The 22,412-nt window shown below is 28.4% G+C and carries 18 protein-coding genes, 1 pseudogene and 1 other annotated feature; of the genes and pseudogenes, 18 read left to right on the forward strand and 1 reads right to left on the reverse strand.

The features are described from left to right. Positions 1-533: 533 nt before the first annotated feature. From glsA to JJC02_02915, 4 genes are all read left to right on the forward strand, one after another. Positions 534-1,463 carry a glutaminase A gene (gene glsA / locus JJC02_02900; protein UDN55156.1) on the forward strand — a complete coding sequence of 310 codons (930 nt, stop codon included), beginning with the start codon at positions 534-536 and terminating at the stop codon, positions 1,461-1,463. Positions 1,464-1,560: 97 nt separating this feature from the next. Then, on the forward strand, positions 1,561-2,124 hold the full coding sequence (locus JJC02_02905; protein ID UDN55157.1) for a helix-turn-helix transcriptional regulator: 564 nt from the start codon (positions 1,561-1,563) through the stop codon (positions 2,122-2,124). A 433-nt stretch (positions 2,125-2,557) separates the two neighbouring features. Continuing rightward, a complete protein-coding gene (locus JJC02_02910; protein ID UDN55158.1) occupies positions 2,558-3,394 on the forward strand; it encodes a deoxyribonuclease IV in 837 nt (278 codons plus the stop codon). Between the two features lie 284 nt (positions 3,395-3,678). Next, positions 3,679-4,674 (forward strand): aldo/keto reductase, encoded by a 996-nt coding sequence (locus JJC02_02915; protein ID UDN55159.1) that lies wholly within the window; start codon positions 3,679-3,681, stop codon positions 4,672-4,674. Positions 4,675-4,912: 238 nt separating this feature from the next. Here the strand turns inward: JJC02_02915 and JJC02_02920 are convergent, their stop codons facing one another. Beyond that, complete coding sequence (locus tag JJC02_02920; protein UDN55160.1) at positions 4,913-5,317, reverse strand: RusA family crossover junction endodeoxyribonuclease; 405 nt, start codon at positions 5,315-5,317, stop codon at positions 4,913-4,915. 478 nt (positions 5,318-5,795) lie between these two features. Between JJC02_02920 and queG the strand changes: the two genes are divergently transcribed. From queG to JJC02_02990, 14 genes and pseudogenes are all read left to right on the forward strand, one after another. Beyond that, positions 5,796-6,710, forward strand: a complete 915-nt coding sequence (queG, locus tag JJC02_02925) for a tRNA epoxyqueuosine(34) reductase QueG (GenBank protein UDN55161.1) — start codon at positions 5,796-5,798, stop codon at positions 6,708-6,710. Positions 6,711-6,815: 105 nt separating this feature from the next. Then, on the forward strand, positions 6,816-9,053 hold the full coding sequence (locus JJC02_02930; protein ID UDN55162.1) for an AAA family ATPase: 2,238 nt from the start codon (positions 6,816-6,818) through the stop codon (positions 9,051-9,053). 197 nt (positions 9,054-9,250) lie between these two features. Then, entirely contained in the window at positions 9,251-10,330 is a 1,080-nt protein-coding gene (gene nth / locus JJC02_02935; GenBank protein UDN55163.1) for an endonuclease III, read from the forward strand. Between the two features lie 189 nt (positions 10,331-10,519). Next, positions 10,520-10,990, forward strand: coding sequence for a tRNA (uridine(34)/cytosine(34)/5-carboxymethylaminomethyluridine(34)-2'-O)-methyltransferase TrmL (trmL, locus tag JJC02_02940; protein ID UDN55164.1), 471 nt, complete (start codon positions 10,520-10,522; stop codon positions 10,988-10,990). Between the two features lie 34 nt (positions 10,991-11,024). Then, positions 11,025-11,873, forward strand: a complete 849-nt coding sequence (locus tag JJC02_02945) for a DegV family protein (protein ID UDN55165.1) — start codon at positions 11,025-11,027, stop codon at positions 11,871-11,873. Positions 11,874-12,398: 525 nt separating this feature from the next. Further along, positions 12,399-13,403, forward strand: coding sequence for a BMP family ABC transporter substrate-binding protein (locus JJC02_02950; GenBank protein UDN55166.1), 1,005 nt, complete (start codon positions 12,399-12,401; stop codon positions 13,401-13,403). Between the two features lie 124 nt (positions 13,404-13,527). Next, on the forward strand, positions 13,528-14,640 hold the full coding sequence (locus JJC02_02955; protein ID UDN55167.1) for a BMP family ABC transporter substrate-binding protein: 1,113 nt from the start codon (positions 13,528-13,530) through the stop codon (positions 14,638-14,640). Positions 14,641-14,707: 67 nt separating this feature from the next. Beyond that, a complete protein-coding gene (locus JJC02_02960; GenBank protein UDN55168.1) occupies positions 14,708-15,148 on the forward strand; it encodes a hypothetical protein in 441 nt (146 codons plus the stop codon). 161 nt (positions 15,149-15,309) lie between these two features. Beyond that, on the forward strand, positions 15,310-16,071 hold the full coding sequence (locus JJC02_02965) for a hypothetical protein (protein ID UDN55169.1): 762 nt from the start codon (positions 15,310-15,312) through the stop codon (positions 16,069-16,071). Between the two features lie 2 nt (positions 16,072-16,073). Beyond that, positions 16,074-16,892, forward strand: a complete 819-nt coding sequence (locus JJC02_02970) for a putative sporulation protein YtxC (protein UDN55170.1) — start codon at positions 16,074-16,076, stop codon at positions 16,890-16,892. 165 nt (positions 16,893-17,057) lie between these two features. After that, positions 17,058-17,660 carry a DUF445 family protein gene (locus tag JJC02_02975; protein UDN55171.1) on the forward strand — a complete coding sequence of 201 codons (603 nt, stop codon included), beginning with the start codon at positions 17,058-17,060 and terminating at the stop codon, positions 17,658-17,660. 417 nt (positions 17,661-18,077) lie between these two features. Continuing rightward, positions 18,078-18,316, forward strand: a binding site (T-box leader). Positions 18,317-18,378: 62 nt separating this feature from the next. Beyond that, entirely contained in the window at positions 18,379-20,298 is a 1,920-nt protein-coding gene (thrS, locus tag JJC02_02980; GenBank protein ID UDN55172.1) for a threonine--tRNA ligase, read from the forward strand. A gap of 775 nt (positions 20,299-21,073) precedes the next feature. Next, positions 21,074-21,563, forward strand: a pseudogene (locus JJC02_02985) (conjugal transfer protein). Then, positions 21,529-22,185 (forward strand): TetR/AcrR family transcriptional regulator, encoded by a 657-nt coding sequence (locus JJC02_02990; GenBank protein UDN55173.1) that lies wholly within the window; start codon positions 21,529-21,531, stop codon positions 22,183-22,185. The pseudogene JJC02_02985 and the gene JJC02_02990 overlap by 35 nt, the downstream one beginning before the upstream one ends. Positions 22,186-22,412 lie beyond the last annotated feature (227 nt).

Raw genomic sequence — 22,412 nt, forward strand, 5'->3', positions numbered from 1 at the left:
TGTTATAGATTATTTTACGAAGATTAAATATATAGCAAGTAGTGTGATTAGCAAATATTAAGTATTAAGTGGAGAATTAAATCAATACAAATTTTAAGGTTTGAGTTGATATATAAAAAGGCTTGTTTTATACTTTTGTATGAAGCAGGCTTTTTATTTTAAATTTTACTTTTCTATTTAATATTTTTGTTAACTTATGTGATAATTTTTTAAAAGAGTAAAAGAGTAAAAGAGTAAAAGAGTAAAAGAGTAAAAGAGTAAAAGAGTAAAATATATTAAGTTGGTAAGTTTTGAAGTTATAAAAATTTAAGTTACTAAATTACTAAATCACTAGATTATTTAGGTTACTAGATTATTAAATTACTAGACTACTATGCTACTAAATTATTAAACTATTAATCTATTTAAAATATTTGAAAAATGAATCAATTATTGTAGAAAATAGTTTTAAAGTATAATTTTTTTTAACACTGTTTTATTATAGTACAAATCTGTGCTAAAATAGAATATATAACATAATATAAGAGGTGCATATGAATACGTTAGATGAGACATTGTTAAAAGAAATTATAAGTTCTAATAAGAAGTATACTAATTATGGACAAGTCGCTAGTTACATACCAGAATTAAAAAACGCTAGAAGAAATGATTTAGGAATTTGTATCATAGATAGCGAAAATAATCTTTATAGTGCTGGAAACTGTAGCACAAAGTTTACTATACAAAGTATTTCAAAACCAATTGTTCTTGCTATGGCACTTATGGACAATGATTGGGAAGACGTTTTTTCAAATGTTGGAATGGAGCCAAGTGGAGACCCATTTAATTCGATAATGAAACTTGAAATTAATGACACAAAAAAACCCTGTAATCCAATGATAAATGCAGGGGCTATAGTAACTACTTCTCTTATAAATGGTAGTTGTTTGGAAGAAAAAGAAGAAAGAATGCTTAGTTTCTTTAGGAAGTTAGCAAAAAATGATAATATAGGAATAAACTATGATGTCTATAAGTCTGAAAAAATGACTGGAGATAGAAACAGAGCTATGGCTTACTTATTGAAAAGTGATGGATTTATTAGAGGTAATGTAGAAGATGTTCTAGACCTTTATTTTAAACAATGCTCGATTGAGATAGATTCTATTGATTTAGCGAGAATTGGAATAAATCTTGCAAATTATGGAGTAGATATAGAAAATGGTGAGCATTTAATGAGTGAAATGGTTTCTAGGATTGTCAAGACATTTATGATGACTTGTGGAATGTATGATGCTTCTGGGGAATTTGCTATTAAAGTTGGCATTCCTGCAAAATCTGGAGTTGGGGGTGGTATAATGGCTTCTGTGCCGGGACGCATGGGTATTGGTGTTTATGGACCTGCGCTTGACAAAAAAGGTAACAGCGTCGCAGGAGTTAAAGTTTTAGAGGAGTTGTCAAATAAAATTAAATTAAATATTTTTTAAAACATTAAGAAAGGATTTTTTTGACAACAACATATAATTTAATATATAATTAAATTGTAAAGAAATATGAATTAAATAAATTTTTTAGGAGGGGTCAATGAAAGAGGTATTGGTATTACGAGATTTGGAGTGCATAAAGGCTATTGCGCATCCACGTAGAATAGATATTCTAAAAGCATTTGACAAATCGCCATTGTCAGCAAAACAATTATCTCAATTATTGGAAGAACCTCATGCAAAAATAAACTACCATATAAAAATGTTATACAAAGTTGGTATTTTAGAATTAGTTGAGGAAAAAATAAAGTCGGGGATTGTGGAAAAATACTATTATCCAAGTGCAAAAAATGTGGTTATAGGGAATAGGATACTTAATTTTTCTTTAGACAATGGGGAAGAAAAAGAAGAATTGTACATATCAAAATTTGAAAATATGAGTGAAGTTTTTTATAAGGCAGCAGAAGAAGATGTTTTAGAAAATGAAAATATAGTTGATTATCATGATATTTCTCTTACTCATGATGAATTAGTTGAACTTAGTGACGCTATGAAGTCAAAGATAGATGAAATTTTAAATAAAAGACAACACAATGGTGAAGGTTCTAAGTATGATATAGCTATGGTTGTAGTTCCTACACTTGAGGAAGAATGTCCTAGTTAGAGCATTAATTATGGATTAATTATGGATTAATTAAAAATATAAGATTAGAGATTGAACATCAAAATTTACTTAATAATCAAAAAATAGTTTTTGGTATGAGTAAACACATGATTTTTGGTCTCTATTTTTTTGCCTCCTTATACCTGTTGTATTTGTAAGAGAGATATAATATATAAGATGTATACACTATCTAAAAAGTTCTTAGATAATGTATACAAAGTATGTAAGGTCATAATATTTGAAATATATTAAAATGGGTATAATTAAATTGTAAACATTAAAATTAAAAATTAATATAAATTAAATTAATTGTAGAAGTATATTAAAAGAAAGAAGAATCTCCATCTTAAAATGTTTACTTAAGGTATTTAAGGTGGAGTAGTTCAAAATTAAAATTGAGTACAAGTTTGAGTACAAATAAAAGGAGATTAATATGATTAAATTAGGAACACATCTTTCAATAGCAAAAGGATTTGCTAATGCAGCTGAGACAGCTGTATATATTGGTGCAAATACATTTCAATTTTTTAGTAGAAATCCAAGAGGAGGAAATGCTAAAGAGTTTGCTGAAAAAGATATAGCTAAATTTCAAGAGATTAGAAAAGCAAATAATTTTGCACCACTGCTTGCACATGCTCCATATACTATGAATTTGGGTGGTACAAAGGATGATGTATACGAATTTGCAACAAGAGTGATAGATGAGGATATAAGAAGGATGGACTCATTAGGAATTGAATACATGTGCTTTCATCCAGGCAGTCATGTAGGTGGTGGAGTAGATTTTGGTATAGATAGGATAGTAAAAGGATTGAACAATGCTATTAAGGGAGATGAAAATATAACTATACTTCTTGAAACTATGTCAGGAAAAGGAACTGAAATAGGTTTTAAGTTTGAGCAATTAAAAAGTATAATAGATAAAATTGAACATAAAGAAAAAATAGGTGTATGTCTTGATACATGTCATATTTTTTCAGCCGGTTATGATATAGTGAATGATTTGGATGGGGTCTTAGAAGAATTTGATGAGGTCATAGGTATAGACAGATTGAAAACTATTCATCTAAATGATAGTATGATGCCATTTGGAGATAAAAAAGACAGACATGCTCCTATAGGAGAAGGAAAGATTGGGTTAAAAGCATTAATTGATTTTATGGAACATCCTAGTCTAAAGCACTTACCATTTTTCTTAGAAACTCCTTTTGATGATGAAGGTCATAAGAGGGAGCTTAAGATGATAAAAGAAATACTATCTAGTAAATAAAATTTTATCAAAAATAGGTGAAATACTCCACCTTAAATGTAATTAGGGTGGAGGTGCAATAATGAAATAAGCTGATTTAAATTGAAAAGATAGAAAAGATATAAATTGTATACAAATGAACTGGGTATAAAGTATGATTATATTATGACAGACTGATATAAAATATAATTATATTATGAATATATGTAAATATATTGCAAAGATTCTCATAACTTGTTGTATAATTAAAAGTGACATATTTATATTATATAAAAAAATTAATTAAAAGTTAGGTGGGGAAAGATATGAGAAATTTGGGCAATACTAATATGAAAATAAAGAGAGTTGGTTTGGGGGGAATTCCAATACAAAGAATTACTCAAGAGGATACTAACTTAGTTATAAATGAGTTAGAAAAACAAGGAATAAACTTTATTGACAGTGCAAGAGGGTATACGATAAGTGAGGAAGCAATTGGAATTGCCATTGAAGGAAAAAGAGATAAATTTTTCTTAGCTACTAAAAGTATGTCTAGAGATTATGATTCAATGAAGAGAGATGTTGAGATAAGTCTAAATAATTTTAAAACTAATTTTATAGATTTATATCAATTTCATAATGTTAAAGAAGAGGAATATGATAATCTTTTTAAAGATAAAATGGCTTATAGTGCCCTTTTAGAGGCAAAAGAACAAGGTAAGATAAAACATATTGGTATAACTAGTCATAATTTAAATACTATAGAAAAAGCTATAGAAGATGGAAAATTTGATACTATACAATTTCCTTACAATATAGTTGAAGGGCAAGCAGATGAAGTGTTTAAAAAAGCTCATGAAAAAGGTATTGGAATAATAGTAATGAAACCTCTGGCTGGAGGAGCTTTAGATAATGCTCCATTGGCTATTAAGTATATATTATCTAAAGATTATATAGATGTAGTTATACCAGGTATGGATAGTGTTGAACAGATTAGACAAAATGTCGCTGTACTTGAAAATCTTGTACTAGATGAAAAAGATAATAAGGAAATTGAAGAAATAAGAAATTCTTTAGGTAAAAAATTCTGTAGAAGATGTGAATATTGTATGCCTTGTGCTGTAGGAATAAATATACCATTGAGTTTTTTATGTGAAGGTTATTATACTAGATATGGATTAGAAGAGTGGGCTAAAGAAAAATATGAGGTTATGGATGTTAAACCTACTGAGTGTATTGACTGTGGGCTTTGTGAGAGTAGATGTCCATATGAACTTCCTATAAGAGAAATGCTGAAGACTGTTGTCGAAAAGCTAGGATAGATTTTATTTGTTGAAATCGGTGTAGTAAATTTACTCCGATTTCTTTTTATATGAACGTGGTTTTATATACAAATATTAAATTTATATTAATACAGCTATTATATAAGTGTTAAATTTACATAGCTACAAGTATCATATAAATTTAAAATTTGTGTAAGTATAGTTCATAATTATTATTGTATTAGTGTAGTTTCAAGTACTATAATATTAGCAGAGTATCAAATGGTACATAAAATCTTTATTTTTCAAAAATATTATAGGATATATTGTATTTAGATACTGGATAAAGCTCAATTTCAACCCTAGGGTTATCCTTATCTATAAAATCAAATAAAAGTACTGGTTTAAGTTGTTTATCATTTTTTATTATTCCACTTTTTTCAATACCATCACAAATACTCTTTGGATAATTATGTAAATCCCCCATTCTCTTATTTGGGAAGAATAATTTTAAGACTGTTATTAGATTTTCTTCGACAGTTTCTCCTTGATACTGTTGGTTTATAAAACCTGCAATCATGTTTTCGTATGCAAGATACTTAGAATATTTTCCCTTTGAAGGCATCCATGCTTGACCATTTATGTTATGAAGCTTAAAATTAGATTTACTAATAGGTCTACCTGGAATTGTTATTTTAATCAAATTGTTCACCATCCTTATACAGTATTTATTATAATCTGTATATGATTTAAAATCAAATTCTTATTTAAAGTGTTTTTACAAAGTTTATTTGTAAAATCTTTCCCTTTAGGTGTGGTGATATAAGAGGAGTGTTTTATTTACAAATTTCAAAATCTTCTATGTGCTGGATATGTGAATGTAAATTTAGTGGAGAGAATAAAAATAGGTCAAGCAAACGCTTAATAATAAACAGTGATGTAATATGGAATATTAAATAAAATAAAAAAATGAATATTCTTGCTTTAGATATAAAGAGAATGTGAAAATATAATTAATAATATTTGAAGTTTTAGAACTTAGATTAGATAGATTAAAAAGCTTATATAGATTAAAAAGGTTAGATAGATTAAAAAAGGTTAAGTAGAGTAAAAAGCTTAGATAAATTAAAAAAGGTTAAATAGATTAAAAAAGATTAAATAGACTAAAAAGGAATAATTTTATGAATAATAAGGAATTAAAAGAATTTTGTAATCTAATAGGATTAAAATGTGTAGGAATAGCTGGTGTAGATAGGTATGATAATCTAGAAAAGATACTTGAGGACAGACAGCAAAAAGATTATTTAACTGGTATGGAAGAGCCAATAATTGAGAACAGAGTTAACCCAAGAAATATAATGGAAGATGCTAATTCTATAATAGTGTGTGCATTTCCATATCATATAAATAGACAAGAAAAGAATGAAAATTTAAATTTATCAAAATATTGTCGTGGGAAAGATTATCATATTGTAGTAAAAGACTTTTTACAACAAATTTGTGATTATATTTCTAAAACAGTAACAGATTTTAAATACAAGATATTTGCTGATAATGGACCATTAGTTGACAGGTATTTAGCTTATTTATCAGGAATAGGATATTTTGGAATAAATAATAATATCATAACTGATGAATATGGTTCTTACGTATTTATAGGGTATATAGTAAATAATTATAAGTTTGAAGAAGATAAACCACTAGAAAAAAGTTGTTTTAAATGTGGTAAGTGTGTAAAATATTGTCCGGGAAATGCTATATTAGGAAATTATGATATGAATCCCAAGAAATGTTTATCATATATAACTCAAAAAAAAGGAGATTTGTCAGAGGAAGAAAAAGCTGTTTTAAAGAATGGCAAAAAGGTATTTGGATGCGATATTTGTCAAGAAGTATGTCCACATAACGTTGAAATACCAACAACTCATATTTTGGAATTTAAAGAAAATATAATAGATTATTTGGATTATGATGAAGTACAAAATATTTCAAATAAAGAATTTAAAAGGAGATATGGAGATAGAGCTTTTAGTTGGAGAGGGAAAAATATAATAAAGAGAAATATGGAAATAATTTTAGATAAGTATAATGACTAATAATAAGAGTCTGTTTCATATACTTTAATGTGTATTTACTTTAACACTTGTCGTGTAAAAGTCATATTATATCATTAAAGTTAAATATGGGGAGGTGGGGGAATATTGAAATATAATAATACATCTGAAATAAATCCACTAGATTGTATATTGGGTCAAGAAAGAGCTGTAGAAGCTATGGAATTAGGTTTGAAAATAAATAATCCAGCATATAACATATATATAGCTGGTGAATCTGGAACTGGTAAAAGTACTTATGCATTAAAGGTTTTAAATGAATATGCGTCCAAAAAAAATACACATAAAGACTGGTGCTATATATATAATTTTGAAAACCCTAGAGAACCTATTATAGTTGAGCTAGAAAAAGGATTTGGAAGAGAACTTAAGAAAGATATGGAGAAATTAATTGAAAGTCTTTTAGAAGATTTTAAAAATGCGTTTGAAAGTGAAAGTTTTGAAATAGAAAAAAATAAACTTTTGGACGAATATGAAATAGAAAAAGATATGCTCTTGAAGCAAATAAAGAAGTATGGAGAAGAAAAAGGATTTAAATTAAAACAAAGTAAAATGGGAATAGTTTTTATCCCGTTGAAAGAAGAGGAAGATGAAAGTGATGAATCTGATGAAGAGTTTTACAAAGCTAAAAGAGAACTGGAAAATATGGCGATACAGGTCGTATATAAAATTAGAAATTTAGAAGAAATAGCTGAAAAAGCGGTGTTAGAGCTTGAAGAAGAGATAGCTAAGCTTGTAGTAGAACCTCATATTAAGAAATTGTGCGAAAAATATGAAAATTATGGCAAAGTTCAAGCTTATTTGGAAAATATAAAGAAAGATATAATAGAATATATGTATTTGTTCTATTTAGATGAAGATGAGTTAAAAGATAAGTATGATAAAGAGCATTTTATTAAATATAAAATTAACCTATTTGTAGACAATGGAAGTTCAAAAAATAAAGAATCAGCACCTGTCGTAGTAGAGATAAATCCAAGCCCAGCAAATCTATTTGGAAAAGCAGAATATGATTATGCAAATGGAAATATAAAGACTGATTTCACAAAATTATTATCAGGAGCATTTCATAGGGCTAATGGTGGTTATTTAGTGATTTACGCAGACCAACTGTTAAAATATACAATGTCTTGGGAAATTCTTAAAAAGACCTTGCAGACAAAAAAAGTAATACTAGAGACACAGACAGCAATTAAACCAGAAAATATGCCATTAGATGTTAAGTTAGTATTGATTGGAAGCCACTATATATATGATATTTTATATAGATATGATGAAGATTTTGAAAAATATTTTAAAGTATTTGTAGATTTTGATAGCGAAATGGATAAGAATGAAAATAATGAAGAGGGAATAGCCAGATTTATAGCATCCCAATGTGATAAGAATAATTTAAGACATTTCACTAAATCAGCAGTTGAAGAGGTTGTTAAATTTAGCACTAGATTATCTGGTGATTTAGAAAAACTATCAACTAAGTTTAATAAAATAATGGAAGTTGTAATAGAAGGAAGTGCTTATGCAGAGTTTAGAAATTCAGAGTATACAGAGCAGTGTGATGTCAAAAAAGCAATAATTGAAAAGAGAAAAAGAATTAATAGAGTGGAAACACATATGGATGAATCAGTTGAAAACGGATTTACTCTAATAGAAACAGAGGGAAAAAAGGTTGGAGTAATAAATGGTCTGTCAGTCTTAAGTACAGGAGAATACTCTTTTGGTAGGGCTTCAAGGATTACAGCAACCACTAGCCCAGGAAGTAAAGGGATAGTGAATATAGAAAGAGAAGTGAATATGAGTGGCTCGATACATAACAAAGGAGTGCTTATATTAGGTGGTTATCTTTCTGAGAACTTTGCACAGGATTTATTATTGTCGCTAAATGCATATGTTTGTTTTGAACAAAATTATGGTGGAATAGATGGAGATAGTGCATCTTCGGCAGAGTTGTATGTGTTATTATCGTCTCTTAGTGGAGTACCAATTAAACAAAATATTGCTGTTACAGGTTCTATAAATCAAAAGGGTGACATACAAGTGGTCGGTGGAATAAGTGAAAAGATAGAAGGATTTTATTCTATATGTAAAACTAAAGGGTTAAATGGTGAGCAAGGTGTCATAATTCCTAAGAAAAATCAAAGAAATCTCGTTTTATCAGATGAAGTTAATGATGCGGTGCGAGATGGAAAATTTAAGATATATACAGTTGAAAGAGTAGAAGAGGCTATAGAGATATTGACAGACGTTAAATTTGAAGAGATAAAGAAATTGGTAAAAGAAAAATTAATATCTTTCAGCAAGATACAAACTATGTCAAAAGAATAAGTTTATTATAGAATTTAATGGGTATTTATGTATAATAAAAAGCAAGGACTTTAATAGGTTTTTGCTTTTTTTGTGAAATATACGTAAATTTAATTTTTATTTTGTATGTTTTATATATTGATGTTTATTTTTTGTTGATATGACTAAACTATGTATAAATAGAGTTTTATAAATTGGTATTTTAAAGGGGGATAATTATGAAAAATGTAAATCTAAAAGAGATAAATGAAAAAGATGTAACTGTGGAAGAAGAAATAAATAAAAAAGTTATAGATAAGAAAGATGTAACTGTGGAAGAAGAAATAAATAAAAAAGGTATAGATAAGAAAGATATAATTGAGAAAGAAGAGATAGAAAAAAAAGATGTAGAAAAGGTTGAAGTTCAAAAAGGAATAGATAAAATGGTTGGCAAAAAAGATGAAACAATTGACGAGAAAGATATAGAGAATTTTAGAGATATTGAAGAAGATATAAAAAGTAGAAATATTGAAGAAGATATAAAAATTACAAAAATAAGTAAAAAAAATACTAAAAAAGGTGAAAAGGAGAAAAAAACAAAGAATAGTAGTCCTAGTAAGGCTATACAAAAACCAAGTAAAGAAACTAAAAGTAAGTCTAAAATTAAGAATGATTCAGCAAATGAAAAAGATGTAAATAAGATTTTAGACGAGTTAGAAAAATTGTACCCAGATGCAAAATGTGAGTTAAATTATGGGACAGCCTTTGAACTTTTAATAGCAACTATTTTATCAGCACAATGTACTGATGTAAGGGTAAATAAAGTTACCTCAGAGTTGTTTAAAAAGTACAATACAGCTAGAGAATTTGCTGATTTGAGTATTGAAGAAATTAGTAAGGAGATAAAGAGTTGTGGTCTTTACAAAAGTAAATCTCAAAAAATAAAGGATACATCTGAACAGCTATGTGAATTGTATGATGGTGAGGTGCCTGATAGCTTAGAAAAGCTTATAAAGCTACCAGGTGTTGGAAGAAAAACGGCAGGAGTTGTACTTAGTAATGCTTTTAATCATCCAGCAATAGCAGTAGATACTCATGTATTTAGAGTTAGCAATAGAATTGGAATAGTAGATGAGCCAAATCCTCAAAAAACAGAGTTTGCACTTATGGAAGCCATACCAAAAGAGAGATGGTCACACTCACATCATGTATTAATTTTTCATGGAAGAAGAATGTGTAAAGCTAGAAATCCAGAATGTAAAAATTGCCCAATAAAAGAAGATTGTAATTATTATAAAGAACTTGATGAAATGAAATAACTTTTACAAAGTAAGTTGTACAAGAGGGATTTTCTGATATAATAATACTTATGAAAATGTTAGATAGAAAACTATTATATATAATGAAATCAAAATTATTATTAACATTATCATGTATAATAGTATAATATTATTGTTATTCTGTTTATAAAATTTAATAAATAATAGCGATACTTAGGGAGGATAAAAATGTCATTAAATATAGTATTAGTAGAACCGGAAATACCTCAAAATACAGGAAATATAATAAGAACCTGTGCAGCAACAGGTTCAACTTTACATTTGGTAAAGCCACTAGGTTTTTCTTTGGATGATAAACATCTAAAAAGATGTGGGCTTGACTATTGGGATATAGCTGATATACAATATTACGATAGCTTTGAAGAATTACAAGAAAAGTATCCAAATAGTAAATACTTTTTTTCTACAACAAAGGCTAAACAGTCACATTCAGATGTGAAATATGAAGAAAATTGTTTTATAGTATTTGGTAAAGAAACAAAGGGTTTACAAGAACCTTTGTTGAAAGCAAATATGGATACTTGTATTAGAGTACCTATGTTGGATGTTGAAAAAGCTAGGTCATTAAATTTATCAAATTCAGTTGCTATTGTAGTGTACGAGGCTTTAAGACAAATAGGATACCCTAATATGAGGTAGTTTAACAAGCCTAAATGAGAAAGGAGCATACTTAATGAAGAATCTAAAGATAATCTGTGACAGTTTATCGGACGTGCCAAAAGATTTGTTAGATAAATATGATATAGATATTATTTCATTAACAGTTATATTGGAGGAAAAAGAATACAAGGATAGAATTGATATATCTGGAGATGAATTTTATAAAAGGCTTAGAGAAGAAAATGTATATCCTAAAACTTCTCAAGCGACTTATGCCCAATTTAAGGAAGTTTTTGAAAAGTATACTAATGAAGGTAGAGAAATACTTTATATAGCAGGTTCTGCCACAGCTACAGGGACGTATCAAAGTGCTGTAATGGCAAAAAATGATGTAGAAGGTAAAATATATACATACGATTCTAACCTGCTTTGTATGGGAACTGGTTTGCTTGTAATAAAAGCAGGAGAACTTGCAAGTGAAGGAAAGTCTATTGATGAAATATTACCTGTTTTAGATGAATTGAAAGAGAAAGCTTTCGTTATATTTTCAGTGGATACACTAGAATATTTACAAAAGGGAGGAAGAATATCATCTACTAAGGCAGCAATAGGAAGTATATTAAATATAAAGCCTATTCTTGAAATAAAAGATGGGCTAGTTTCGCAAATATCTCAAGTAAGAGGAAAGAAGAATGTAATTTCTAAGATGATGGAATTGATAAAATCAAATTGTGGGGATGATTTATCAGACCAAATTGTGTATATAGGATATAGTGATGATTTTAAGGAAAAAGAACAATTATCTAAGGTTATGGAGGATGAATTGAAACCTAAGGAAATTAGATTTTTCCAAATTGGTGTGTGTATAGGTGCACATGCTGGTCCTGGTGTTACTGGCATCATATGTTTAAAAAATAAATAATATATTTTTGGAGAATAATTATTTATTTTTTTATTAAATTAGGATAAAATATTAAATATTGATGTGCTAAATTGGATTTATGTTGGATAAAATTAAGTGTTGATATATTAATTTAGTTTTTAGGGAAGTGTGTAAATAGATAAGAATCTATTGCACACTTTTTTATGGTAGGATTTATTAAAAAAATTTCAAAATATGCTTGCAAATTGTATATAAAAAATTTATAAATAGGATGTAAAAGTAAATAGGATGTAAAAGTAAATAGGATGTAAAAGTAAATAGGATGTAAAAGTAAATAGGATGTAAAAGTAAATAGGATGTAAAAGTAAATAGGATGTAAAAGTAAATAGGATGTAAAAGTAAATAGGATGTAAAAGTAAATAGGATGTAAAAGTAAATAGGATGTAAAAGTAAATAGGATGTAAAAGTAAATAGGATGTAAAAGTAAATAGGATGTAAAAGTAAATAGGATGTAAAAGTAAATAGAATATAAAAATATCGTAAATGTATGAGGAGTGAAATTTAATGTGTTTTAAAAGAATGTTGATATTGATATTAACTGTAGCAATGACAGCTGGAATGTTGGTTGGATGTGGCAATAATTCAATTAATAATCCTAGTTCTAACAAAGATAATAAAAATGATATAAGCGACAAAAATAATTCAAAAAAATCTGTATCTATGATACTAGATATTGAGGGAACAAACAATGAGGCTATGAATAATTCAGCTTTATTAGCATTAAACAATGCCCAAAAGGAATTTAATATAGATACAAACAAAGTGGAATCAGATGATTCATCAACTTTTTCTAATAGTATAGATATTTTATGTAATGACGATTACGATTTAATTATAGCTGTAGGAGCTAGATTTGCAAAACCACTGGAGAAGATAGCTAAGAAATATCCAAAGCAACAATTTGCAATTTTAGACTATGAGTACAACGAGCAACCTTCCAATATAACTTCAATTTCTTATGAAGATAATAAATCTGGATATCTAGTTGGACTAATAGCTGGAAAGATGACTGAAAGTAATAAGGTTGGTTTTATAGGTGGAACAAAGGGGTCTAGTAGGGATAAATTTGAAGCAGGTTTTAAAGAGGGTGTTAAATTTTCTAATAGTAGTATAAATGATATCTCAGTTGAGTATGCAGATGTTTTTAAGGATAGTAAATCAGTAGAATCTATAGCTAAAAAGATGATGGATAATGGAGTAGACATTATTTTTTCTACTACTGAAGACGATTCAAAATCTGTAATAGATGCAGTCAGAGCAAAAAATAAAAAGGTTATAGCCACAAATAAAGACCAGCATGAGTTAGCTCCAGAAAATGTTATAAGTTCTATTGTAAAAGATTTTGAGAATCCTACTTATAATTTGATACAAAGTTTTGTGAAAGGAAATTATAAGGGGGGAAAAGTTATAGAAAACACAGTTGAGTCTGGAAATACTGGACTTGCCCAAAATAGCTCTCAAAATATTCCTCCAGATGTGTTAGAATATGTTAATAAGAACAATAAATAATCTATTATAATAGCCAAGAGTACCATAACTTTAGTCATGAGGTGAATTGGCTAAGATAGTAGACATATAGAGAAAGTTATATGTAGAGGTAGGTTAGACCTATCCAAATCAGGGAGTGGATTTTGTGAAAATAAAAAGAATATTGATGGCTTGCTTTGTTATAGTATTTACAATTTTTATATTAGCTATATGTAATTTTGATTTTGGGTTTGATAAAGTAAATAAAGATAATTCTAATATAAATAGTGCTAAGTCTAAACAGAGTGATTCTAAAAGCGTACCAGTTTCATCAGGCAAAGATAAATCAAATAGTAAAAGTAAGGATGAAGAAGATGAGGTAGAAGAAGATTCATATGTAAGAAAAACCGTAGGAGTATTATTAGATACTGAAAACTTAAATAACGAATCGTATAATAATGATGTATTATCAGCTTTAAAAAGAGCTGACGAAGATTTTGATGTTAGGGTAAAACTTGAAAAACCAAAGACTTCTAAGAATTTTAAAGAAAGTATAGAAAAACTATATAAGTATGAGCCAGATTTAATAATAGCAGTTGGGTCTAGGTTTGCAGAGCCAATTAAGGAAGCTGCTACTAAATATCCAAAACAGCAATTTGGAATAGTTGATTATGCTTATAAAATTCAACCAGCTAATGTAATTTCAGTATCATTTCAAGATAATGCTACTGGATATTTAGCAGGTCTTATTGCAGGTAAAATGACTGATACTGGTAAGGTAGGTTTTATAGGAGGAATCGAGGGTTCTAGTAGAGATAAGTATGAATCTGGATTTAGAAAAGGTCTTAAAACCTCAAATAAAGATGCCGAGTTATTAGTTAAGTATTCAAATCTATTTGAAAATCCTGAATCGGCTAGAACTATTGCAAAAGAAATGAGAGATTCTGATAGAGATGTTGTATTTTCAGCTACAGAAGATGATAGTAAAAGAGCTATTCAAGTGGCAAGAGAAAATGGTGGCAAAGTTATAGCTATTAATAAAGACCAATACGATATGGCACCAGATAATGTAATAAGTTCAATTATAAAAAATGTAGAACAGCCTGTTTATGAGTTGATAAAAAATGTTATAAAGGATGGTTTTAAGGGAAGTAAGGTAATGGAGTTTAAACTAAAAAATGGAGAACTTGGCTTGACTCCAAAGAGCAGTAGAAACATACCACCAGATGTCCTTGAATATGTAAAAAAAGAGTATAACAAGGTGAAAGATACATATTAATTATTAATGTATTTGTGTATAATATTTGTATGAAATGTTATAATTATATGTAGAGGAGTTGATGCATATGGAAGATAAAATTTTGCAATTTCTGGTTAAAATGCAAGCCAGTATTAACGACAGATTTGACAACATAGAAAATAGACTAGATGGAGTGGAATCTAGACTAGATAAAATGGAATCTAGACTAGATAAGATGGAATCTAGACTAGATGAAGTGGAATCTAGACTAGATAAGATGGAATCTAGACTAGATGAAGTGGAATCTAGATTAGATAAGATGGAATCTAGATTAGATAAGATGGAATCTAGGCTAGATAAGATGGAAAATGATATATTAGAAATTAAAAAAGACTTAAAAGATACAAAGATAGAATTAGAATACACAGAAAAACATGTTGTGTCAGTTAAATCAGATACACAAGAAATAAGAAAAGATTTAAATAAAATTGAAATGGTAACAGCAAGTAATTGGAATGACATAGCAAAATTAAAATCAATTAGATGATAGATTAAAATTATTGTAAGTAAGATATGAAAATATACTGACCAAGTATAGATTAATTACATAAAAGTCTGGTAATAAGTGTGTAAGTAGATAAAATCTACTACACACTTTATTTATATTTAGATAAAAAATTTATCAAAAAAAAGAAAAAGGAGTAAAAAATGGAATTTACAAGAGAGCCATTTATACTAGATGACGATTTGTGTCTAGCTTTGGTGGACAAAAGAATTAGTTATCTAATGGAAAATGAATTAAAATTAAGAAATATAGAGATAATAAAAACAATAGAATGTAAAGAATTATATGAAAGCATAAAATATCACCCAGATATATGTATTTGTAATTTAGGAAAAGGAGATATAATTGTTGCGCCGAATGTATATAATCAATACAAAGAGTTATTAAGTAGATATAAATTTAATATAATTAAGGGAGAAGCTAATTTATTAAATAGATACCCTTATGATATACCTTACAATATTGCTATAGTTGGTGACTATGCTATACACAACTTTAAGTACACTGACAAAGTAATATTAGATTATATTGAAAATAATAAACTTAAAAAGATAAATATAGAGCAGGGCTATTCTAAATGCTCAATCTGTATAGTAGATAGAACATCTATAATAACATCAGATAAAGGTATTTGGAAAAGTATGAAGAATACAGAAATAGAGTGTTTATTAATAGAAAAAGGTCATATAAATTTATTTGAGATGAATTATGGATTTATAGGTGGATGTACAGGGTTAATTTCTAAGGATAAACTAGCTTTTTGTGGAGATGTTAAAAAACATCCTGACTATGAACGTATAAAAAGTTTTGTAGAAAGCAAAAACAAGGAGGTAGTTACACTTAGCCGTGAAAATTTACTAGATATAGGTTCTATAGTTCCTCTCATGACAAGAAAGGAGCGATAACTTTGGTTGAGAAGGATAATATTTCTTCTATGAAATTTTTGAGGAATAATAATGTAAACGATAGATTAATATATACGAATGACATTGTAGAAGTAGTGATAGATTCTACAAAGCAAGAAGTATTAAATAAAAAAATACTTAATGGTACTAAAGCTGAACAAAGAGCTCTAAATATTGATGAGATATCAACAGAAATAACTAGTATGATAATAAGTATAATGAAAGAGAAACTTTTAAAAGAATACATTCTAAAATGCTATGGGCGTACATATCCTGAAGATAAAAATAATATATACATATATTCACTGAACATATTTGCTAAAAAAGAGATTTTTATGAGAGAAACAGTGTTTACGAGGGTGAGAAATTATATAGAGGAAAATGATTTTATAAATGTAGAAGGTTTTATTAGATTTAGAATGAGAGAATTTATGAAATATATTTCTGCTATAGGTGATATTGCAGTTGAGGAGTATTTAATAAAGAAAGACCAAGATGAGTTTATAAGAGTTTTAAAATACTTTATAGATACCCAAGAAGAAAAGATTGATTTACTTAAAGTTCATATAATGGAAGATAATACATTTGTTCTATACGATAAAAATGGAAATAAAATAGACAGCATAGATGATGAAGAAATCATAAATATGGTAATAAGAGAAAATTTAAACTATGAGGACTTTTTAATAAGTACCTTATTAACTTTATGTCCTAAAAGAATAGAAATATTGGATTTATTAAATAATAATTGCTCAAAGGAAATTATAGATACTGTAGAAGCAATTTTTGAAAATAAAGTTAGTATAATTATGGAAAATTAAAATCTAGGGATATAAAAACTAAAAAAATTCTTTTTAAATCGACATAAAAGACTTATAATTGTATATAAAGCTATAGTATAGCTGGAGCTATTAAATATAAAGAATATCTACTTGATTAATGTAATATAGCTGACAAATATACAATTGATAAGGAGTAATTTTATAATGGATAATTTAATTAGGATACTGATATTAGCTGTTATTGGAGGATTTATAGGTTATGTTACGAATGTAGTAGCGATAAGGCTGATATTTAGACCAATAGAGCCTATTAAAATACCTATTTTAAATATAGAAATAATAGGTCTTATACCAAAGAGAAGAGAAGAAATAGCAGCAAATGTAGGAGAAATAATTCAAGAAGAATTTCTTTCTATGGATGAAATACTTGCAAATATCATTACTGACGAAGATAAGGAAGAAGTTGTAAGATACATAAAAGCAAGGATAAAAATTATAATACATGAGAAAGTTTCATTTATACCTAGTGGTATAAAAAGCATGATACAAGAGTATTTAGGAGAGATAATTGAGTCTGAAGTTAAGCAAAGTATAGATGAATTGAGTAAAAATATAATAAATAAAGCAAATGAGCGTATAGATATAAAAAAAATGGTCGAAGATAAGATTAATAAACTAGATTTATACGAATTGGAAGAGATAATAATAAGAATAGCTAAAAAAGAATTAAAACATATAGAGATTTTAGGGCTTGTATTAGGTTTTTTAATAGGTATAGCTCAAGGAGCGATTACTATATTTATTTAAATATATGACAATTAGCATTTATTTAAGTATATGGCACTTATTGAATGCATTTAAGTATTAACTGTATTACTTATTAATTGCATTTAAGTATTGACTGTATTAAGTATTAACCATATTAAGTATTGATTGTATTTAAGTATACAAAATCTAAAAAGTGTACAAAAATTAGAAATTAGTTTTAATAAAAATTAGTTTTAGTATTTATCTAGTCATATCTATCATGCATGTAGATACTTTTTAAAAATTTAAAATTGATGAAAATATTATAATATTACTGTAAATCAAAAGATTAATTTAATATAAAAATATAGAAATATTGGTTTATAGCTGATTAGGGTGAAAAATAAAGGGTAATTATTATATTACATTAATGTTGATTGATGTATAACTATCTGTTATAATGAAAATATATTAAAAATCATAGTGTTGAAGAGGAAGAGTAGAGTAGAAACCATTCTCAGAGAATTTGGGTCTATGGCTGAAAGCCCATGTAATAGGTCTATTTGAAAACTACCTTGGAGCTGAGTTTATTAGCAGTATTTGTATTTATACTATATGTGAAAGTACTCGGGTGACGACCTTATAGTCATCAAGAGGGTTGTATATACTTGTATACGCCAACTTGGGTGGAACCGCGAATTAATATCGTCCCAAACATGTTTGGGGCGATTTTTTATTACAAAAAATCTAAAAATTATTTCAATAAGGAGGAAAAACAATGATTAAAGTTGCTTTAAAAGATGGCTCAATAAAAGAATTTGAAAATGCTATTTCTGTTATGGATGTAGCCAAATCCATTAGTGAAGGATTAGCTAGAAATGTGGTAGCAGCATCTGTGAACGGAGAGGTTGTAGGTCTGGACCACATTATAGATACTGATTGTAACTTAAATTTATTTAAGTTTGAAGATAAAGAAGGTAAGGAAGTTTTTAGACATACATCAGCACATATATTAGCTCAAGCTATAAAGAGACTTTATCCAGAAGCAAAACTTGCTATAGGACCAAGTATAGAAAATGGATTCTACTATGATATAGATTTAGACCATAGATTAGTTCCAGAAGACTTAGAAAAAATAGAAGCTGAAATGAAAAAAATAGCTAAAGAAGATTTAAAAATAGAAAGATTTGAACTTCCTAGAAATGAAGCTTTAGAGCTTATGAAAGGACAAGGAGAAGACTATAAGGTAGAACTTATATCTGATTTACCTGAAAGTGAAATAATATCTTTCTACAAGCAAGGTGATTTTACTGATTTATGTAGAGGACCACACTTACCATCTACTAAAAAAGTTAAAGCTGTTAAATTACAAAGTGTAGCAGGTGCATACTGGCGTGGTGACGAAAAAAACAAGATGCTTCAAAGAATCTATGGAACTTCTTTTGAGAAAAACAAAGACTTAGAAGAGTACTTACATTTACTAGAAGAAGCTAAAAAGAGAGACCATAGAAAATTAGGTAAAGAGTTAGGATTATTTATGATACCTGAAGAAGGTCCAGGATTTCCTATGTTTTTGCCAAAAGGTATGGAACTTAAAAATGAATTATTAAAATTCTGGAGAGAAATACACAGAAAAGCTGGATATATTGAAATAGAATCTCCAATTATATTAAATAGAAAATTATGGGAGACTTCAGGTCACTGGTATCATTACAAAGAAAATATGTATACAGTTAAAATAGATGATGAAGATTATGCTATAAAACCTATGAACTGTCCTGGTGGATTAATTTACTATAATTCTCAACTACATTCATATAGAGATTTCCCAATGAGAGTTGCAGAGCTTGGTAGAGTTCATAGACATGAGTTATCTGGTGCATTACAAGGCTTAATGAGGGTTAGAGCATTTACTCAAGACGATTCACATATATTCATGTTGCCAGAGCAAATTAAGGATGAAATAAAAGGAGTAGCTAACCTAATAGATGGTATCTACAAAACTTTTGGATTTGAATATAACCTAGAATTATCTACAAGACCAGAGAATTCTATGGGAAGCGATGAAGAGTGGGAAGCAGCAGAAAATGGATTGAGAGAAGCTTTAGAAGAGTTAGGTCTACCATACACTATAAATGAGGGTGATGGGGCATTCTATGGACCTAAGATAGACTTCCATCTAAAAGACTGTTTAGGAAGAACTTGGCAATGTGGTACTATCCAATTAGATATGCAACTTCCAAGACAATTTGATAATACTTATATTGGACAAGATGGTGAAAAACATAGACCAGTTATGATTCATAGAGTTGCTTTTGGTAGTATAGAAAGATTTATAGGTATATTAATAGAGCATTATGCTGGTAAATTCCCAGTTTGGTTATCTCCAACTCAAGTTAAGATACTTCCTATATCTGATAAGTTTATGGATTATGCAAATGAAGTTAAGAAAGAGTTATTTGACAAGGGTATAAGAGTTGAATTGGACGATAGAGCTGAAAAAATTGGATTTAAGATAAGAGAAGCTCAGCTTGAAAAAGTGCCATACATGTTAATAGTAGGTGAAAAAGAAGTAGCTGATAATAATGTTTCTGTTAGGTCAAGAGATAAAGGTGAAATAGGTAGCATTAAATTGGATGAATTTATAGCTAGTATTTCAAAAGAAATTGAATCAAGAGAAAGCATTATTCAAGATTAATATATTAAGATATTAGCAACTGAGATATTAGTATATAAGATAAATTTAGTCGATATGTTGATATATAGTGATTAAATTTATGAAAAGGTGAGTATAATTAGAGGTACAGTTAGTCATATTTTTATGACACTGTACTTCTCGTTTTTTGTATTATAGATTTATTAATAAATAATAAATCTACAATAGAAGTATTTTTATTATAAGAATCATTTTATTTATTGATTTTTTTTGCTATAGTTAAATTTTTGCTTGTAGTACTTAAATAAATATAAACTTCACCCATCAAGGTATATCACATGAAAAAACATTTTATTGTGATTTTTATAGGATTTTATATGAAAATAATATAGAAATTTTATAAATAATATATTTTATACTTAGTTATAGATAAATTTATATAGTTATTAAACTAAAAACCAACTAAAAATTTGATTATCCCCTAAAACACTGTATTTATCAGCATTTCACAAGGAATAAAGAAGCCATTTCTACTTATTTACTACTTACGAATGAGCCTTGATACGCCGATATTCCGAGATATGCAAAGATATGGTACAGCACATCAGTATTGAAACAGGAAAAATTGAATAACTCATAGACTATGGAACGCTACTATTTCAGCGTTCCTTTTCTATTTCCAGCCGTTCAGAAATGGACGGCTATTTCTATATATGAAAGGAGCATTTAAACATGATGAAAAAGACATTAAAGCGATTGCTTACAGGTGTGCTTACCCTTACAACCGTGGTTACTGCCTTGCCGACAACTGCCGTTCATGCAGTATACCACCCATGAAAAAGAAATCATAGAGCTACGGCTCAATGACACAAACGGGATTGAAAATTTTGTAAAGAACTTTGCGAAGTCCTACTACACATGGAACAACAGCGAAGAAAGCATTGAAGCAAGAACACTGGCTATTAACGGGTATCTGACAAAGGAATTACAGGACTTGAACCTTGATACCATAAGAACGGATATACCGACCAGCTCCACAGTTAAAGATGTGCTTGTCTGGGATGTGGCACAGTATGGGGAGAGTACTTTTTCTGTTACCTATGAACCACGGAGATTATCTGTTTTCAGAGCTGTTAAACCCTGTCTTTTCAGTAGACGGCGAGAATGTGAAAGTCAAAGTAGCTGTGAAGTTTCTTGATAATCAGACAAAAGCAACACAAGTATCACAGTATAATTTGACATTACATAAAGATAGAAACTGGAGGATTGTTTATGCCGAAAGTAACAGAGAAATATCTAAGAGATAAGAGAAATTATATACTTGAATGTATTGGTAAGATTTTAAGAGAGAAACCACTATATTCTGTAACTATGCGAGATATTATTAAGGAAGCTGGTTTTAGTCAAGGAATTATCTATCATTACTATGCAAGTTTAGATGAAATCTTTATTGATTACATCAATAAAAACACAACCTATGATTTGTTAGAGCAGAACATTAACACGTTGTTAAGCTCTGACCTTACAGAAAAGGAAATTCTCTTTGAGTGTATTCTTTCAATAGGAAAGTATATTGATGAATTATTAAAATCCGTTGGTGGCAAAACATGCTTTGAATTGATAGTTTTTTATTCCTTTGATATTGAAAAGAGAGCTACAGTGCACCCTAAATTAAACTTTAAGAAAAGTCTAGCATATGCACAAAACAGAATTGTAGACTACACTTTAAAGAATATCGAGAAAGGCATATTTCTACCGCGTATTCCCATCCATTCACTTGTCATGTTTATCAGTAGCTTTATAGATGGAATTGCTCAAAATGTTGCAACTAGCGAAGCTGAGGAGAACAACAATTCAATGAATATTATTGAAATGTTTCAAATATTGGCAAAGGCTATGATTAGTTTTTTGAAGGAAAAACACATATAAAAAAGTCCTTCCCTCTAAAATGCTCATCATTCATTTCAGGAGAAAAGACTTTGTGTGATTTATAGCAACACAAGAAAAGGAAAATTGTAATATTAGTGTAATGAAAGGATTTTCGCAATGACCTTCTACATAAAATTTATCATACAATCCCTCTATTCTTACCTTCATGATTTTATCATTTTGTGATTCACATTAAAAAAAATCCGAAAGATATTATGTATTTATTA

The organism is Clostridioides sp. ES-S-0054-01, from assembly GCA_021561035.1.
In the GTDB taxonomy this organism is placed as follows: domain Bacteria; phylum Bacillota; class Clostridia; order Peptostreptococcales; family Peptostreptococcaceae; genus Clostridioides.

Coding starts and splice junctions, on each gene's coding strand:
- glsA (UDN55156.1), top strand. CDS start 534: ATGAATACGTTAGATGAGACATTGTTAAAAGAAATTATAAGTTCTAAT.
- JJC02_02905 (UDN55157.1), top strand. CDS start 1,561: ATGAAAGAGGTATTGGTATTACGAGATTTGGAGTGCATAAAGGCTATT.
- JJC02_02910 (UDN55158.1), top strand. CDS start 2,558: ATGATTAAATTAGGAACACATCTTTCAATAGCAAAAGGATTTGCTAAT.
- JJC02_02915 (UDN55159.1), top strand. CDS start 3,679: ATGAGAAATTTGGGCAATACTAATATGAAAATAAAGAGAGTTGGTTTG.
- queG (UDN55161.1), top strand. CDS start 5,796: ATGAATAATAAGGAATTAAAAGAATTTTGTAATCTAATAGGATTAAAA.
- nth (UDN55163.1), top strand. CDS start 9,251: ATGAAAAATGTAAATCTAAAAGAGATAAATGAAAAAGATGTAACTGTG.
- trmL (UDN55164.1), top strand. CDS start 10,520: ATGTCATTAAATATAGTATTAGTAGAACCGGAAATACCTCAAAATACA.
- JJC02_02945 (UDN55165.1), top strand. CDS start 11,025: ATGAAGAATCTAAAGATAATCTGTGACAGTTTATCGGACGTGCCAAAA.
- JJC02_02950 (UDN55166.1), top strand. CDS start 12,399: ATGTGTTTTAAAAGAATGTTGATATTGATATTAACTGTAGCAATGACA.
- JJC02_02960 (UDN55168.1), top strand. CDS start 14,708: ATGGAAGATAAAATTTTGCAATTTCTGGTTAAAATGCAAGCCAGTATT.
- JJC02_02965 (UDN55169.1), top strand. CDS start 15,310: ATGGAATTTACAAGAGAGCCATTTATACTAGATGACGATTTGTGTCTA.
- JJC02_02975 (UDN55171.1), top strand. CDS start 17,058: ATGGATAATTTAATTAGGATACTGATATTAGCTGTTATTGGAGGATTT.
- thrS (UDN55172.1), top strand. CDS start 18,379: ATGATTAAAGTTGCTTTAAAAGATGGCTCAATAAAAGAATTTGAAAAT.
- JJC02_02990 (UDN55173.1), top strand. CDS start 21,529: ATGCCGAAAGTAACAGAGAAATATCTAAGAGATAAGAGAAATTATATA.